The 16,445-nt window shown below is 69.7% G+C and carries 10 protein-coding genes; 1 reads left to right on the forward strand and 9 read right to left on the reverse strand.

What is annotated here, in order from left to right; genetic code table 11:
- Positions 1-65: 65 nt before the first annotated feature.
- The 4 genes from JW876_11270 to JW876_11285 form a co-directional block, all read right to left on the reverse strand.
- Positions 66-1,949, reverse strand: coding sequence for a CehA/McbA family metallohydrolase (locus JW876_11270; GenBank protein ID MBN1886084.1), 1,884 nt, complete (start codon positions 1,947-1,949; stop codon positions 66-68).
- Positions 1,950-1,968: 19 nt separating this feature from the next.
- Complete coding sequence (locus JW876_11275) at positions 1,969-4,293, reverse strand: hypothetical protein (protein ID MBN1886085.1); 2,325 nt, start codon at positions 4,291-4,293, stop codon at positions 1,969-1,971.
- A 153-nt stretch (positions 4,294-4,446) separates the two neighbouring features.
- A complete protein-coding gene (locus JW876_11280) occupies positions 4,447-5,739 on the reverse strand; it encodes a peptidase C1 (GenBank protein MBN1886086.1) in 1,293 nt (430 codons plus the stop codon).
- Between the two features lie 122 nt (positions 5,740-5,861).
- The gene (locus JW876_11285) at positions 5,862-9,092 is read right to left on the reverse strand and encodes a PD40 domain-containing protein (GenBank protein ID MBN1886087.1); all 3,231 of its coding nucleotides are present in this window, start codon (positions 9,090-9,092) and stop codon (positions 5,862-5,864) included.
- A 441-nt stretch (positions 9,093-9,533) separates the two neighbouring features.
- Between JW876_11285 and JW876_11290 the strand changes: the two genes are divergently transcribed.
- A complete protein-coding gene (locus tag JW876_11290; GenBank protein MBN1886088.1) occupies positions 9,534-11,534 on the forward strand; it encodes a tetratricopeptide repeat protein in 2,001 nt (666 codons plus the stop codon).
- Here JW876_11290 and JW876_11295 read toward each other — a convergent pair.
- From JW876_11295 to JW876_11315, 5 genes are read right to left on the reverse strand one after another with little or no spacing between them, the layout of a single operon-like run.
- Complete coding sequence (locus JW876_11295) at positions 11,471-12,721, reverse strand: SGNH/GDSL hydrolase family protein (GenBank protein ID MBN1886089.1); 1,251 nt, start codon at positions 12,719-12,721, stop codon at positions 11,471-11,473. The genes JW876_11290 and JW876_11295 overlap by 64 nt on opposite strands.
- Entirely contained in the window at positions 12,714-13,826 is a 1,113-nt protein-coding gene (locus tag JW876_11300; protein MBN1886090.1) for a radical SAM protein, read from the reverse strand. The genes JW876_11295 and JW876_11300 overlap by 8 nt, the downstream gene beginning before the upstream one ends.
- Positions 13,823-14,749 (reverse strand): polysaccharide deacetylase family protein, encoded by a 927-nt coding sequence (locus tag JW876_11305; protein MBN1886091.1) that lies wholly within the window; start codon positions 14,747-14,749, stop codon positions 13,823-13,825. Before JW876_11305 ends, JW876_11300 begins: the two co-directional genes overlap by 4 nt.
- Complete coding sequence (locus tag JW876_11310; protein ID MBN1886092.1) at positions 14,742-15,665, reverse strand: WecB/TagA/CpsF family glycosyltransferase; 924 nt, start codon at positions 15,663-15,665, stop codon at positions 14,742-14,744. Before JW876_11310 ends, JW876_11305 begins: the two co-directional genes overlap by 8 nt.
- The gene (locus tag JW876_11315) at positions 15,662-16,390 is read right to left on the reverse strand and encodes an SDR family oxidoreductase (GenBank protein ID MBN1886093.1); all 729 of its coding nucleotides are present in this window, start codon (positions 16,388-16,390) and stop codon (positions 15,662-15,664) included. The genes JW876_11310 and JW876_11315 overlap by 4 nt, the downstream gene beginning before the upstream one ends.
- Positions 16,391-16,445: the final 55 nt, after the last annotated feature.

The raw sequence follows: 16,445 nt of genomic DNA on the forward strand, positions 1-16,445 counted from the left end.
CCCCGCTACCAATAGAGAAGGATCCCGGGCGACGCCCGGGATCCTTTTTCGTGTTCCCGCCGCGGTCACCTCACCAGCGCCATCTTGCGGGTGACCGGTCCGGCGGGCGTGCGCAGCCGGCAGAAATAGATCCCGCTCGCGGCGGGCCTGCCGCCGTCGTCGAGGCCGTCCCAGACGACCCCCGTCTCCCCCTCGCCGATTCTCCCCCGCCAGAGCCGCCTGACGAGCCGCCCGGCGACGTCGTAGATGCCGATCTCGACCGGCGCCGCCTGCCGGAAGGGCGCGCCGGCGATCAGGCCGGGACGGCGGCCGAACACGATCAGCGTGGATTCGGCGAAGGGATTCGGCACGTTCTGCCGCAGGAGGAATCCGGCCGCGGGCTGGTCGGGAACGACGCGGTCGGCGGCGGTGGCCTTCTCGTAGAGCGCCTGATACGCCTCGCGACCGGCGGCGAGGTCGGCGAAGAATCGCGCCGAGTCCCCCGGCGCGGGCCACGTCCCCTCGCCCTCGGCGAGGGCCTCGAGATCGTCGAGCCAGGAGACGAATCCCGCCGCGTCCCGCCACCCGGCGATCCGCTCCCCCCCCATCGGCAGCCAGATCGGGTTGGTGTGCGCGCTCGCCCTGTCCGAGCGCCTGATCCAGCCGTCGTCCCCGCCGACAACGCGGGCGGCCACCCACGAGGACCGGTCGACGGGCAGGTAGAAGAACGTGTCGACCCGGCAAACCCCGGCGGGAAGGTCGAACTGGACGGCCGTCTCGCCGTTGCAAACGATCTCGACGCGGTCGATCGGCCAGCGGCTCATCGCCCGGACCGTTCCGTACACCGTCCAGCGTCCCCGCGCGAGCGGCAGCGAATCGCCCATGGATGCGTTGAAGATCGTGAACGCGGGGATGAGTGGGCCCGAGGAGACGAAGGACCGCCCCGCCCGCATGCCGTCGAGCAGGGCGAGCGGATCGAGCGGCCCCTCGCCCGTCTCGACCCAGGTGCGCACGCCGCCGGCGGGATAGCTCCCGAGCCGGTTCACGCACGCGTCGGAACCGGCCGCCGCCGGAATGCGGAAGCCGCAGTTCAGGAGACGGTACCAGAGATCGCGTGCGAGATCGTCGTCGCAGTTGCTGTAGCTCATGATCTCTATCAGGTCGATCGCGCCGGTCAGCGCGTGCAGGGGCGCGGCGCGGGCGAGCCCCACGCCCGGCCATCCCGAGAGGTCGTCGAAGTCGACCGTGGTGACCGGGTGGACGGCGACGACGGCCGCACCGGGGTAGCGAGCGTGGACGGTGTCGGCCGAGGAGGCGGTCGTCGGCCACCAGTCGCTCCAGAGCGGTTCGACGAGCGCGTCGATCCCGAGAAAGGCGAGGTCGCCGACCGACGAGGAGCGCCGCTCCTCGCTCATCCAGACGACACAGTCCGCCGTGCTGCACGTGTCGGGCGCCCCGGTGAAATCCCATTCGTTGTCGAGGCAGAAGACGGCGTCGAGCCCCTCGGCCGAGGCGATCGTGAGCGCGCCGGCGGGATGCAGCGTGTAGATGCCGCCCTGGTGGGCGATGTGGACGTGCGTGTCGGCCGAGCGCCAGCCCGCCGGCGGTTCGAAGGCCCGCGGGAGGGACACCTCGATCGTCGTATCCCCCGCGACGGCGAGATCGAGGATCCGCTCCTCGTACGTGAAGCCGTGGGAAAAGCGCGCGACGGCGCCGCCGTCGGGGATGAAGACGTCGAACGGGCCGTCCGCGTAGAAGTAGCCGACGCCGACCGGCTGGTAGAAGCATTTCCCGAGCGGCGGGTAGCGCGGGACGCCCGCGGCGTCGGTGACGGAGGCGCGCACGGCGAGCGTGTCGCCGGTCGCCGCGTCCAGGACGACGACGCGGACCTGAGCCGCCCGGACGCCCGCGGGCGCGCCCGCCCCGGCGGCGAGAGCGAGAAGGCAGGCCAGGTGGATCGCGCGTCTCATCGGCTTCTCCGGCGCGGCATCACCTCGACGCTTCCGTCTCGGGAGCCAGTATCTGCCACTCGTCGAAGATCGCCGCGGCGATGCGTCGCACCGAGTCGTGGTCGAAGAACCACAGCGGCACGCCGAAATGGAAGCTGCTCGCCGCGACGGACACGCCGGACTGGACTTCCGGCCGGATGTGGCCGTACCTGTCGACGACGACGGCGACGGTCGCGTCCTCGAGAAGCGAGCGCGCATTCCTCGCGCGCATGCGGTAGAGCGCGTGGAAGCACGGCAGGTGTCCCGGCAGGAGCTTGAAATCGAGGTAGTACTGCGGGTCGTAGCACTCGACGTAGTACAAACCCCGCTTCGCCGGATCGAAGAAGAGCCCGGGCTGCGTGATCTCCGTCCAGAGCCGCAGCGTGTCGGGCATGCCGGCGAAGAGCGCCGAGACGGGGTCCTCCGCGTCCCGCACGGCGAACCTGAGCGCGTCGCGGTCGAGCGACCGGAGGAAATCCGGCGGGATCTCGACGGGATCGACCTGGAAGGATCCCATCACCTTGTCGACCGCGCGCAGGCAGTAATCCTTGTAGGGCATGCAGTTCACACCGCTCGTGTCATCGGCCGACCGGTAGTCGTGATCGAACTTGAAGGAGGCGGGAAAGAGGGGCGGCTCGAGAAAGGTCGATGCGAGTCCCCCGCCCCGCTCCCCCCGGCCGAGCGTCCAGAGATGGCCGCCGCGGGCGATGAAGAGTGCCAGGTAGTTCAGCGCCGTCGTGCCCCCCTGGACGGCGTTGCTCACCGGGGAGAACCGGATGAGCGACCGGAAGGCATCGGAGGAGGCCGAGTAGACCCAGATGATGTTCTTGTAGTGCGCCACGGTCCTGATCGGCGGGGGCTCGATACCGTTCAGCTGGCAATCGAAGACGTCGCGCTCGGCGTAGAATTCGTCGACGACGCCGCAGATGTCGAGCCAGAAGGCGTCGTGCTCGCTCTCGGTGGGCATCTCCCGGAGCGGTTTCGGGGTGTCGTCGGAGTTGAAATCGTCGACGAGGAGGAGGTTGCGCTCCATCGTGAACGGGATGATCTCCACCTGGATCTGGCCGAGGGTGTAGCGGTTGCCGTCGTCGACGACCTGGACGTAGAAGGTGTGCGTCCCGACGTAGAAGGAGCGCTCCGGCGCCTCCCGGTGGTAGGGGCTCATCGAGACGGCCCAGTCGTCGGGGTTCTTGAGATCCTCGACGTCCCAGCCGTACCGGTAGCCGACGATCCGTCCCCCGTAGTCGCTCGCGTTCGCCTCCCAGACGAAGTTCAGCGGCACGCCGGGGGGCAGTTCCTTCTTGACGGGATTCATCCGCTCGCCGAGAAAGAGATCGGTGCCGAGAAAGGGTTCGCTGACGGAGAGGAGCGGCCCCTGCTTCACCGAGACGACGAACTCGCGCACGTTCGTCCCCTTCTCGAAGACGGCCGTCACCGCCCCCGCCTCGTCCTTCGCCTGAACGGCGAAGATGTGCGCTTCCCCCCGCGAGAGGATCTCGTCGTCGCCGATGATCGTCGTCCGTCCCGAATCCTCCGGGGCGCGGTAATAAACCCACGGTCCCCAGTATCTCTCGTAGCGCTCGGGGTTGCGGTTCATCCAGGTGACGACGGGGCAGCCGCCGCAGTAGAGCTCCTGCTCGAAATCGAGCTTCCGCATCACGAGGAAGCGGATTGAATCCGGATCCTGCGCGTTCGACGGGGAATCGATCGGGTCGCGCCCCTCCCACGCGAACGTGATGACCGTGCTGTAGCTCTGCCGCTGCTCCTTGCTGCCCGTCTGGAGTCTCGGATCGGTGATCGTCACGAAGGGAGCGAGCGTCCACGCCGTGAAGGAACGATGCACCGCATCGGACCGCTTCCCCTGGAGATCGACGGCCCGGAGGAAGAAGGTATGGGTGCGGTCGTAGCGGGTGTACAGGGAATCCTGCGGCCGCAGGGGATTGTAGGGACGCGGCGACTCGTCGGCCGCCACCCTGATGACGCTGTCGTACGAGGCCGTCCGGAACCACTTGTCGAGACCGGTCGTGTCCTCCGGATCGAATCCGTAGGGCCGTCCGTCCGCGATGACGAACTCGAAGTGGTCGATCTCGCCGTCCGGATCCCACCCTCCCCAGTAGAAATGCACCTGGTAGCCGGTCGTGTCCCCCTCGACCGGACCGCTCGAGAGCCAGACCTCGGGCGGCAGGTTCCCGGTCGCCTCCCCGACGAAAGCCTCGTCCGAGCAGTTGGCGGCGAGAGCCGCCGCGAGAATCAGGACAGGGATGACGAACCGCCGTACGCCGTGGCCGTGCCGCATGGTCATCGCTCCAGGTCGGGAACCGGGCATCTCCGCTTCCCGATCAATATACGACATCGGCGGGGGTTTGGGCAAATGCGGCAACGAGCTGGCGGGGTCGCGCGACGACGCGCCGGCGGGGCGGGAGAGCGCTGCCGCCCCCGCCCCGCCGCGCCGCCCGGGGCGAATCCCCGGGTGCGCCGGTCAGTCGCCGCTCTCGAGCTTCGCGGCGAGATGCGCGATCGCGTCCTTGTGGACCATGATCGTCAGCATCTTGAGCTTGATGTAGTCGTCGCGGTAGAAGTAGTAGCCCTCGAACTCGCCGTGCCGCGACGAGCGGGCCGAGTCCTTGATGAGGAACCAGTCGCGTCCGCCCACCCGCTTCCAGGCGAGCAGGTGGACGCCGTGGTCGTCCCCGGTGACGCCGCTTCGGATCCGGAACTCCCGGCTGTCCTGGTCGATGTAGTCCCCGGGGATGTCGAAGCTCGGCACGATCGCCGCGTCCTCGAAGCCGTAGTAGCCCGGCTCCGAGACGTCGCCCCCGATGCTCATCGTGTAGCCCTTCCGCGCCGCGCCCTTGATCACGTTCATGAACTCGTCGAGGGGAAGGTTCCAGTAGGTGTCGGTCGGCCGCCAGTTGTCCGGCACGTCGAAGCGCGCCTGCCGCCAGAAGGGGGCCGAGAGGGTCGACATGACGCCCACGTAGTCGCCGGGGACGATTCCGGTGACCTCGTGGAAGAAGCGCGCGGGGGTCCAGCTCTCCCCCTCCCACTCGAAGCTCTCCGGGGGCGCTCCGAGGTGCCGGTCGAGGATCGTCCGCACGTGCGCGACCGCCGTCTCCTCGTCCCAGTGGCCCTTATCGCGGATCATGTCGAGATAGTCGCGGATCTCGGCGTTCATCTCCGAGTGGTTGTGGCGGTCGGTGCCGACGAGGCCGGGGTATGCCGCGTGGGGCATGCAGCCGTATGTCTCCCAGATGATGAGGACGCCGTCGGACTCGGCGCCGCCGGCGAAGGGCTGGTGGCCGCGTTTCTCGATCCACCCGCGAACCTTCTCCACCGTCTCCCAGTAGACGGTGTGCATCTCGGAGAGCTTCACCTCGCGGCCGGTGAGCCGGTGGATCTCCGACTCGAGGAAGGAGGTGGCCGAAAAGCACCAGCAGGTGCTCGTGTAGTACTGGGCGACCGGCGGGAAATGGAAGGGGGCGTCGAAGACGTCCGGCGAAGCGGGCTTCTTCAGTTCCGAGAAATCGAAACGGATGACGGGCCGGTTCTCCCGCTTCTCCGTCTCGATTTCCGACCAGTACGCGTCGATCGAGTCGGTGACGGCCCCGCGCAGGGCGGCGAGGGAATCCATCTCCGCCTTCATCTCCTTGAGAACGGGGTCGCGGTAGGGCTTCTCGTAGCGGACGCGGTCGCGCTCGCCGGCGAGCGCCTCGAACGCCGGGAACGCTGCGACCATCGCCGCGAGGACCGCGGCGCACACGAATCGTCTCATCGTCTGTCTCCTTGCCGTTCGATGCGGTGAGAGAGCGGATCGCGTCCCCGCATCGGCGGGGACGGTTGCCGCGGCCGGAACCCGGAGGCCCCGGCCGCGGCGATTGTCGGCGCGCCGGCCCGTCAGGAGCGGTCGGGCCCCTCGGGGGCCTTCACCTCGCGGCGCGGGTGCGCCTTCAGTTCCTCGAGCAGGTACTCGACGGCCTTCTCGATCATCGGCTGACGGCCCGCCTGGATGAGCGTCGGGTCGTCGAAGACGTAGACGTCGGGATCGACCCCGACCGCCTCGACGTCCCACTCCCCCTCGGTGTTGACGAAGGCGAATCCCGGCACGGCGAGACCGCCGCCGTCGACGAACCCGGGCGAGAACCCGTAGCCGATCAGCCCGCCCCAGGTCGTCTCCCCCATGAGGGGCCCGAGTTCCGCCTTGCGGAAGTAGGTGGGGAAGGCGTCCCCGCCGGAGGAGGAGAGGCCGTTGATCAGCATCACCTTCGGCCCCTCGTTGACGAGGAAGGGCGTCGTCGCGAGCTCCTGGTGCCGCGCGGCCCAGTACTGGAAGACCTCGTGGGACATCACCTCGACCATGTCGTAGGGGGAGTGCCCCCCGCCGTTGTAGCGGTCGTCGATGATGAGGGCTTCCTTGTGCTGCAGCGGCTGGAAGAACTTGTAGAACTCGCGGAAGCCGTCGTAGTGGGTGTTCGGCACGTGGATGTAGCCGATCCGCCCGCCGGAGAGCTCGTCGACGATCCGGCGGTTCTCCTTCACCCACTCGGCGTAGAGGAGATCGAGCTCGGAGTCGATCGGCTGGACGGTGACCTCGCGCGCCCCCTCCATCGAGGGCTTTTCGCCGATCGTGAGCGCGACGTTGACACCCACCTTGTTCTCGAGCAGGGCGTAGGGGCTCGTCGCGTCGGTGAGCTCGTGCCCGTCGATCGCGAGGAGGTAGTCGCCCTCCGTCACGTTCAGCCCCGCTTCGACGAGCGGCGAGCGGGCGCGGCCGGGCCAGTTCTCGCCGGCGTAGATCCTGGCGATGCGCCAGCGCCCCTTGTGCGGCTCGAAGGAGCAGCCGAGAAGCCCCACCGGAACGCGTTCGACGCGCGGCTGGTCGCCGGAGAAGACGTAGGTGTGCCCGGCGTTCAGCTCGCCGATCAGCTCGCCGAGGAGGAAGTCGAGGTCGGCGCGGTGGGCCACGTGCGGCAGGAGCGCCGCGTAGCGGTCGTGCATCTCACGCCATTTCACGCGGTGCATGTCGGGATCGTAGAACCAGTCGCGCATGATCCGCCACGCGTCGGTGTAGATCTGCTTCCACTCGACGAGCGGATCGATACGGAGATCCATCCCGGCGAGGTCGAGCTTCCCCTCCCCCGGCTTCTGGCCGGGATTGAGATCGGCGATCCCCCACGAGCCGCCGCCCGTCCAGAGGAACTTCTTCGCCTTCGGCGCGACGACGTATCCCCGGACGTTCTTCATGATCTCCTCGGCCTTGCGCTTCCCGAGATCGAACATCATGAGATTGCCGTCGCCGTCGAGATAGAGGACGCCACCCTCGACCGCCGTGAGACCGCGGTAGCGGCCCGGCGGGATCGGCAGGGCGGCGACGCGCTCGGCGAACCCGTCGTCGATCGCGGTGATGACGGGCGCCTCATCACCGTCCGTCTTCTCGTCCTTCTTCTTGTCGTCGCCGTTCTTCTTCTCGTCGTCGGCCGGTTCCTCCTCGTCGCTTTGCGGCCCGAGCGGGGCCGGGGTCTCGCGGGAGAGGGTACCGACGTAGATGCGCGAGTCGAAGCGCCGCTCGGGGTAGTCGAAGTCGCGGCGGGAGACGAAGTAGACGTACTTCCCGTCGGTCGAGAAGACGGGATCCCAGTCGTCGGTGATCCCGCCGGTGAGGTGCACGCGCTCCTTCTTCTCGATCGACCAGGCCCAGATGTTGGTCATGCCGTTCTCGTCGTCCTTCACGTAGACGATCCAGGCCCCGTCGGCGGAGAAGGAGTGGCTCCGGACGGCCGAGTAGCGACACTCGTCCACCTTCGTCTTCGCGCCCCCCTCGACGTCGCGGAACCAGAGGCGGTTCTTCTTGTCCGTCCAGGCGATCCGCTTCGAATCGGGCGACCAGACGGGCGAGAGGATCCACGCGTCAGAGTTCGTCGTGAGTTGCCGGGGCTCGCCGGAGCCGTCCTGCGGGCGGATCCAGATCTCGTAGTCGCCTCCGGCTTCCGAGACGTAGGAAATATATTTCCCGTCGGGCGACCAGTCGGCGTACATCTCGCGCACCGCGGGGGTGTTGGAGACGTTCCGCACGGCCCCGTGCTCGGCGGGAACGGTGAAGAGCTCGCCGCGCGCCCCGAACGCCACGCGCTTCGCCGAGGGGGAGAGCCCGAAGCTCTCGATGTCGCCGGCGACGTTCTTGAAGACGGGGCGCAGGAAGGGCTTGTCGGAGCCGAGGTCGACGGCGATCCTCGTCGTCTCCCCCGTCGCCGTATCGTGCAGGAAGAGGTAGCCCCCCTTCTCGAAGACGATGCGGTCGCCGCCGCGGCTCGGCCAGAGGACGTCGTACTCGTCGAAGTTCGTGACCTGCGACGTCTCGCCCGAGACGATGTCGTACTTCCAGAGATTGAGGGTCTTCGTGCGGTCGGAGGTGTAGTAGATCGCGTCGCCGATCCAGAGCGGGAAGTTGTCGGTCCCCTCCCAGTCGGCGATCTTCTCGATCTCGTTCTTCTCGAGGTCGTAGATGAAGACGTCCTGGGCGCGCCCCGCCGTGTAGCGCTTCCACGTGCGGAACTCGCGCGACTTGATGCTGTAGGCGATCTTCTTCCCGTCGGGGCTGAGGCTCGCCGGTCCCCCCTCGGGGATCTGGAGCGGCTCCTCGAAGCCCGGCCTCGCCGGATCGACGAGGAAGTATTTCCCCACGCGGCGCCCGTAGGGCGTGAGGTTGTGGCGGACGAGGATCCTGCCGTCCGGCGTCCAGTCGTAGGGGATGTAGTCGTACCCGCCGCGCGGCGGCATCACGCCGACGTCCGGGTAGAAGGTGAGGCGCTTCGGCACGCCGCCCTCCCAGGGAACGACGTAGATCTGCCGCGTGCCGGCGTACTCGCCGGAGAAGGCGATCCACTTGCCGTCGGGAGAGATCTTCGGAAAGACCTCGAGCCCGTCCTGGAACGAGGTGACCCGCCTGGCCGTCCCCCCCGTCGCCGCCACGGCCCAGATGTCCCCCGCGTAGACGAAGGCGACGCGGTTCCCCATGATCGAGGGGTACCGGAGCAGCCGCGCCTCGCCCGAGAGGGCAGGTGCCGGAAGGGTGAGGGTGAGGGCCAGGAGGATTGACAGGGATGCCGCGAGGATGAGACGACGGTTCATCGGTCCTCCTTGGGTGGTGAGAAAACAGGCGCTCATGGTACCAGACCGTCCCCGCCGGGTAAAGGGCCTTTCGACGGCCGGGACCGCCAGCGGCGCCCATGGAAGGAGAACGGAAACCGGAGCGTTTTTGTTGCGGAATCCGGCCTACCAGAAGGGATAGATATCGTCGCGCGGCTCTCCGTCCCGCCGGCGCTTCCCCGCGCGATACCGCGCGATCAGGCCGACGACGGCGAGAAGAGCCAGGCCGATCAGGGCGTACGTCATGTTCCCGCGCCTTTCCGTTTCCCGCAGCCGGTTGTCTCGTTGCGAAACCGCCGGCTCGTGTGTTCTACTGCTCCCGGAGCGTCCATCGTCCCAGCGCGATCGATGATACCCGTTCCATACGGGGATTTCTCTCGTTTTTTCCCGCGCCGGGCCTGGCGCGGAACGCGGCATCCAGCCATGAACCGAAAGGCCATACGCATCCTCGTCCTGTCCGACTCGGCCCTGTCGAGCCTCGGCGGCGTCTTCGAAAACGCGCTGGATCTGTTCAAAACGCGCTGCGCGTACGATGTGCCCGTCACCTTCGACAACCCCTCCGTGGCGGGCATGACGGCGGCCGACGCGGCGGCCCATTACGGCGATCTCGCCGAAACGAGTCGATACGACGCGGTGATCGTCTGTCTCGCCAACTGCGACGCCTGCGGCTTCGGGCATCGCGGGCGGCGTGGGTTCCTCGGCGGTGGCGGGCCGCTCGCCCGGCTGCGCGACGCGCTCTACCGGAAACGCACGCCGCTGGCGCGCCGGAACCGTCCGTACGCATTCGCCGCGTACCCGCTTTGCGCCCGTCCCCCCGAACGGTGCGTCTCCCCCGACGACTACGCACGCTTCATCGCGGAGATCGTGCGCCGGGCCGCCGGGACGGGCACGGAGGCGATCCTCGTCGAGCCCGCCTCGAAACGGGATTTCCCGCCCTGCAACAACACCGGCAACGTCCTCTTCTACAAGGTGATGAACGTCCAGGACGACCAGCCGCTCCTGGCCGGCGAATCGGCATCCGCCCTGACCGGGGCCATCCGTCTCCAGGGAGCGGGCCGGCTCGACGAGGCCGAGGCCGCCTATAGCCGCGTGATCGACGGGGCGTCCGGCTCCGAGCAGTCGGTCATCGCCCAAAACAATATCGCCTCGATTTTCTTCGAGCGGGGCGATCCCGCCGCGGCGCGCGATGCGCTCGACGCCATCCCCGCCCGCGGCATCCCCCTCCCGCCCATGATCGAATTCAACCGGGCCGTCGCCTGCCGCGCCCTCGGCGAGACGGACCGGGCAAACGCCCTCTTCGCGGCGGCGCGCGAGGCGGACACGGGGACCTACCGCGTCACGGAGCGCTACCGCGAGGCGCTCGCCCGCATCGAACCGGGAGAGCGGGCGGCCGTGCACCGTATCGGCATGGCGCGGCTCCTCTCCGACGACGACTTCGTCGACTACTGCCACCCCACGGCGGCGGCGCACGGGAAGCTCTTCGAGGCCCTGCGCGAGGCGGTCGAGCGCAGCCTGCGCCTTCGCCCCGGCACGGAGCGGCCGACGATCCGCTACCTGCCCCTCAATCCCGACCGGTACGCGGGCCACACCGCGCCGTTCTGGGAGCATGTCGGCATCGTGACGACCGCGGACGCCGCCGACGCCGCCGGCCTTTCGGCCGAGGCGGAGAGGACGCCGTACGGAGAGATCCTCGAACGCTCCTCGCCGACAGGACACGATCGCGAGGCGGGACATCTGCGCATCCTCCGCCACCCCCTCTTCGGCGATCCGGCCGTTTTGCGCCTCTCGCCGCCCGGCGCTCCCGCCGACGGGGGACGGCTGCCGGAACTCTACGCCCTGCGCCACATGATCCCCCTCTACCGGCGTCTTCCGAACGACACGCGCCTCGCCGGCCTTCTCGGCGCAACACGCCTGCTTTTGCCCGCGCACGAACGGCTCGACGCCTGGTGGCCGACCCTGGGCGACCGGGCGCCGGTCCCGCCGGCGGGGACGCTGGCCGCGATCTTCGACGGACTCGACACCGGGCGCGTTCTCGAACGGACCGCGCTCCGGCTGCGACGCACGACGGCGCTGGAGCCGGTCGCCTTCGACCGGTACCGGACGATCACCTACTGGTTCTTCCGGGAATCCCTGCTCTTCGGCTCGGCCTCGCACTGGTCGATCTACACGGACCGCTGCTCCCTCCGCGAGATCGTCGACGCCTGCCTCTTCGTCCTCGCGCACGAGCGCGACGACACCGATGCGAGCCGCGGATTCGCGCGGATCCTGCGCGGCGTGGAGGCGCTCCTCGACATCCAGCGGCGCTTTCTCGAGAGCGCGGCGCACCGGCTCTACGCCGTCCCGGCGGACTGGCTCGATCGCTACCGGTCGGCCGTTGGCGAGCTGGCCGCCTCGTTCGATCCCGCCGGCCCCGGTCCAACCTGAACCCCTCTCCCGTCGAGAAGGTTTCCCAGGGCCCCGGCGAGCGCGGCGGCGATCAGGCCGTTGGCCCGCGGCGAGTAGTGCCTGCCGGCGAAGAGATCCTCCGCCCCCGGTTCCCGCGCCCGCCCGAATGCGTCGAGCGCGTCGAGACAGGCGTACCCCCGGGCCGCGAGGTGGCCGGCGACGGCCCCGCAGGGCCTCGTCCCGCTCCTCCTGAAGCGCTCGATCTCCCGCTTCAGCGGCAGAAGGAGAAAGAGGGGGACGGCGCCACGCGCCCTGACCGCCTCGCCTGCGGCGTCGAGGATCCGCAGGGTCGTCTCCAGGGCCGCCGAACCCGTCCTGATGCGTCCCCGGCGGTCGACGACCGCGCGCCGCTTCCGGTACTCGGCGAGCAGCATCTTCGGGAGGCGCACGGAGGCGAGGACATCGAGACGGCCGCCCGCGTACGACGCCCGGTGGTAGGCGTCAACCTGGCCGATGCGCCGGAGCTCCGCGACGGGATCGTCGAGCAGGCGCCGGTAGCCCTCGAGGTGGCCGATCGGGTTGGGCAGCTTCTCGAGCCGTCCGCCGGAGAGGGCGAACCCGGGCTTCGACATCATGATGCCGTGGTCGTAGGAGAAGAACGGCCTGAAGACGTTGAGGGGCTTGAATACGTTCGTCGAGACGAGGGCGAAGACGACGGCGTCCTGCCTCGGCACGGCCGCGAGGGTGTCGAGGTAGCGCAGCCAGGCCTGCCCCGGCCCGTAGCCGTCGACGCCGAAGTTCATCACCTCGAACCGGCCGTCGAGTTCCTCGAGTTGCCGCTGCCAGGTGTCCTCGAGGGCGCAGCCCTCGCCGAAGGTCAGGCAGTCCCCGAAGGTGGTGACGCGGATGCGGCCGGGTGCGACCGCGGGGTCGTACGCCCGCCGCCCCCTCGCCCCCGCAGCGTTCGTGCCGTGCGCATCGTCGTCGATATCCGGCCGGATCGTCCAGCCGAGCGTTTCGCTGTACTGCATGACTTTCCCCCGGCCCTCCTCGGCGAGAAGGCGCGAGACGAAGGCCAGGCACCTCGCGCTCGGACGCGGCGCCCGGCGGGGGAGGTAATAGATCCCCGTGCGCCGGTGGAGATGCCGCAGGGCCGCCGCGCAGGCGATCTCGAGGAGAACCCAGGCGACGACGACCGTCACGGCGGCGGCGGGGAGATCATGCACGGCGGGTTCCTTTCCTCCCCGATAGCAGGAGCCGGATCCGCCCGCCGACCAGCTCCGGCCAGAAGCGCGGCTGGATGAGGAGGCTGACCGAGAGGAAGCACTCGTGCGTGCACGAACAGCGCGTCTCCCGGATCCACGCGCGGAGCCCCTCGGCCCGCGGCGACCGCCAGACGGCCGGAAGATCGAAATCGTGATCGCGGAGGTTGCCGAACGACTCGTCGAGCGACTCGCAGGCCATGACGGTGCCCTCGTGATGGATCACGCCGGCGAGCGCGCCGGCGGCGCAGCACCCGGCCGGCGGCCTGCCCTCGAGCAACCGCATGATCGCCCCGCGCCGGGTCGCGTTCTTCGCGCTCAGCCACCCGGCCGACCGGTGCCCCCGGTGGCCGCGATAGCCGCCCTCGCGGATCCACCCGTCGACGATCTCGTGGGCCCGCCGGTAGCGCGCGGGATCGACCGCCGAGGCGGACGAGTCGCGGGGCCGGTCCCTGACGACGTTGATCATCCATTCCCCCCCGGGGTTCGCCTCCTTCACCACGGCGGCGATCTCCTCGATCTCGTCCTGGTTGAAGGCAGTCATCGTCGTGATGACGCCGAGGTCGAAATGATCGTGCCTTTCCCCGATCCGGCGGAGCTCGCGGATCGTCCGGAGGGCGTTGTCGAAGCCGCCCGGGGCGTTCCGGGTGCGATCGTGCGTCTCGCGGGTGCCGTCGAGGGAGACGTCCACGCGGAGGGGGATCGGACCGGTCGCGCGGAGCAGCCGCCCGGTCACCGAGACGACCCGGTCCGTATCGAACCCGGAGGTCGGTATCTCATACCGGGCGAGGCGGGTCTTCCGGGCGAACACCGACGCGATCTCGACGATGTCCTCGCGCAGGAAGGCCTCGCCGCCGGTCAGACTGAGAAAGCGTATCCGCCCGATCGAGGCGGCGAGCCTGGAGAGCTCGTCGAGATCCAGGGATGCGCCCCGCAGGTGCACCTTCTTCCACTCCGCGGTGTACCAGCAGTGCCGGCAGCGGTTCCAGCACCGGTCGCTGACGAAGAGGATGAGGTAGGGCGGCGTCCGGAAGAGCCGCGACATCGTCCATGCGAGCAGGCCGCTCACGTGCGATCACGCCCCCCGGCCGGCCGCGATCCGAGGAATTGCCGGGCGGTCATCGGCCGGACGTCCCCGAACGAGCGCATGTAGTCGAAGAGGGAGAGCGTCGCCTCGTAGCGCCGGCGGCGGCTGCGCATGTAGAGCCGGTGCAGCCGCCTGCGCGCCACCGGCCCGTCGCCGCGGGCATGGCCGTCGCGCGCGGCGCCGCCGTCGACACCCGTGTACGCGGCGAACTCGTAGGAGTGGAAGAGGTAGACGATCGGCGAGCCGGTGCGCCTCGCCTCGGCGAGGAGCGCGCGGAAGAAGAGCTTCATCGCACCCGGGCCGACCATGAACAGCACGCCGGAGAGGAAGGGCGCGCCGAAGCCGCTCAAAGGCACGACGAGGATCGGGCGCGTTCCCCTCCTGTAGGGAGAATCGGCGCTCGGCCGGTAGGGCCGCCGCGGCGCGACGAGCCGGGCGGGATCGTCCCCGGCCCGGCCGACGAGATCGATCCGCTGCGGGCAGACCGAGAAGTCGGCGAGAAACCCGTGTTCCTCGAGCGCCCGCTGGGCGGCGGACGAGGTGGTCATCCCCGGACCGCGGAAGCTCGTGGGCCGCTCGCCGGCGATCGCCCCGATCCGCCCGGCGGCCTCGCCGATCGACGAGCGCGCCCGCTCGAACGGCAGCGCGCGGTAGTCTTCCCACCGCCCGTGGTCGAGGCCGTGGCAGGCGATGTCGTGCCCGTCGCCCGCGAGGCGGCGAACCGGCCCGGCGAACCGCTCGGCCGCGTCGGCGGTGGCGAACACCGTCAGGGGAATCCCCATCGGGGCGAGATCGCCGGCGAGTCGTCCGAGCACACGGCTCTGCGCCTCGGCGTCGTGGTCCGGCGCGAACTCCAGGTCCATCGTGACGAGCAGGGGAACCGTATCGGGTCGTTTGTCACTCATCGCGCGCCGCACCCCGCCGCTCCGCGACCCGCGCCGGCCGGCGCCGAAGTATCCGGGCGAGCTGCGCCGGCGCCTCGACGAGATTGCGCCGCCACATCCGCCGCGGCTCGAGCAGGAACCGGTAGAGCCACTCGAGCCGGACGCGTCGCAGAACGAGCGGCGCCCGCGGCTTCGCGCCCGACACGAAATCGAAGAGCCCGCCGACGTTCCACGCGAGGGAGACGCCCAGGCGGTCGCGCTGGCGGAGGACGAATGCTTCCTGCCTGACGAACCCCCTGCCCACGAGGAGCAGGCGCGCGTCGCTTCGACGGATCCGCGCGGCGATCGCCGCTTCCTCTCCGCGACCGAAGTAGCCGTCCAGGCATCCCGCGATCGCGATCCCGTCGTAGCGCTCCTTCATTCGAGCCGCCGCGCGTTCCGCCACTCCCGGTTCCCCGCCGAGAAGGAACACGCCGATGCCGCGGGACGCGGCCCGCTCCATCACGAAGGGGAAGAGGTCCGTGCCGTTCAGGTCGGGAAGCCACCCGAGCCCGGAGACGAGGCCGCCCACCTTGAGCCCGATCCCGTCCAGGATCATCACGCCGTCGCGCGCCAGCCACTCCCGCAGGGCGGGGCGCCGTTCGAGCCGGTACATGTTGCTGATGTTGATGTGCGTGACGATCGTCGGCGCCGGGCCCGAGGCGCCCGCCTCGGCGACGATCCAGTCGGCCGCATCCTCGAACCGCCCCGTCAGGAGCGGCAGGCCGCCGCAGCGGACCTCGCGGAGCCCCGCCGGGCGGATCGCCGCCGGCACTGGCCCGGCGAGTGCCCCGCCGGCATGCGCGACCTCCGGCGCCGGGGCGGCGGCGCTCCGATCGACGGCGGCATCGACCGCCGCCGATTCCATCGTCACCGTGTCCTTCGCCGTCACCGTCATGGCGTCTCCCTCACACGCCGCGATATCCTGGCCACGAGCCTTCGCGGCATGAATCGCAGCGCCCCGACGATCAGGCGGTTCGCCAGGCCGTGCACGGCGACCGCCCTGCCGGCCGTCATGCTCCGGTACCCGAAGAGGGCCACCTCGCGCGGCCCCGGAATCCCCTTCAGCTCGGCGGCGCGCGACTCGGCCGTTCCCGCCGCCCCGGCGAATCCGGTGGCCGTCGCCCCCGGACAGAGGGCCGTCACGGTGACGCCGGTGCCCGCGAGCTCGGCGGCGAGCGACTCGGAGAGGGAAAGGACGTAGGCCTTGGTCGCGAAATAGACCGCCATGAAGGGACCGGGCCTGAATGAGGCCGTCGAGGCGAGGTTGAGGATCCGCCCCCGTCCGCGCGCCACCATGCCGGGCAGGAGCAGTCTCGTGAGCTCGGTGAGCGCGACGACGTTGCACCGGATCATGCGCAGCGCCGCGTCCCGGTCCGATTCGTGGAAGGGACCGTACCGGCCGAATCCGGCGTTGTTGACGAGGACATCGACCCCGATCCCCTCGCCGGCGAGTTTCCCGTGGATCGCGTCGGCGGCGCCCGGCTCCGACAGGTCGGCGGGAATGACCATGACGCGCACGCCGGATTCGCCCTCGATCTCATCCCGCAACCGGTCGAGCGCCCTGCCGTCCCGGGCGACGAGGACGAGATCGTGCCCGTGTTCGGCGAGCACGCGGGCCATCTCGCGGCCGATGCCCCGCGACGCCCCGGTGACCAGCGCCGTCCCTGCTCCGCTT

The organism is Candidatus Krumholzibacteriota bacterium (assembly GCA_016931295.1).
Classification (GTDB): Bacteria; Krumholzibacteriota; Krumholzibacteriia; order Krumholzibacteriales; family Krumholzibacteriaceae; genus JAFGEZ01.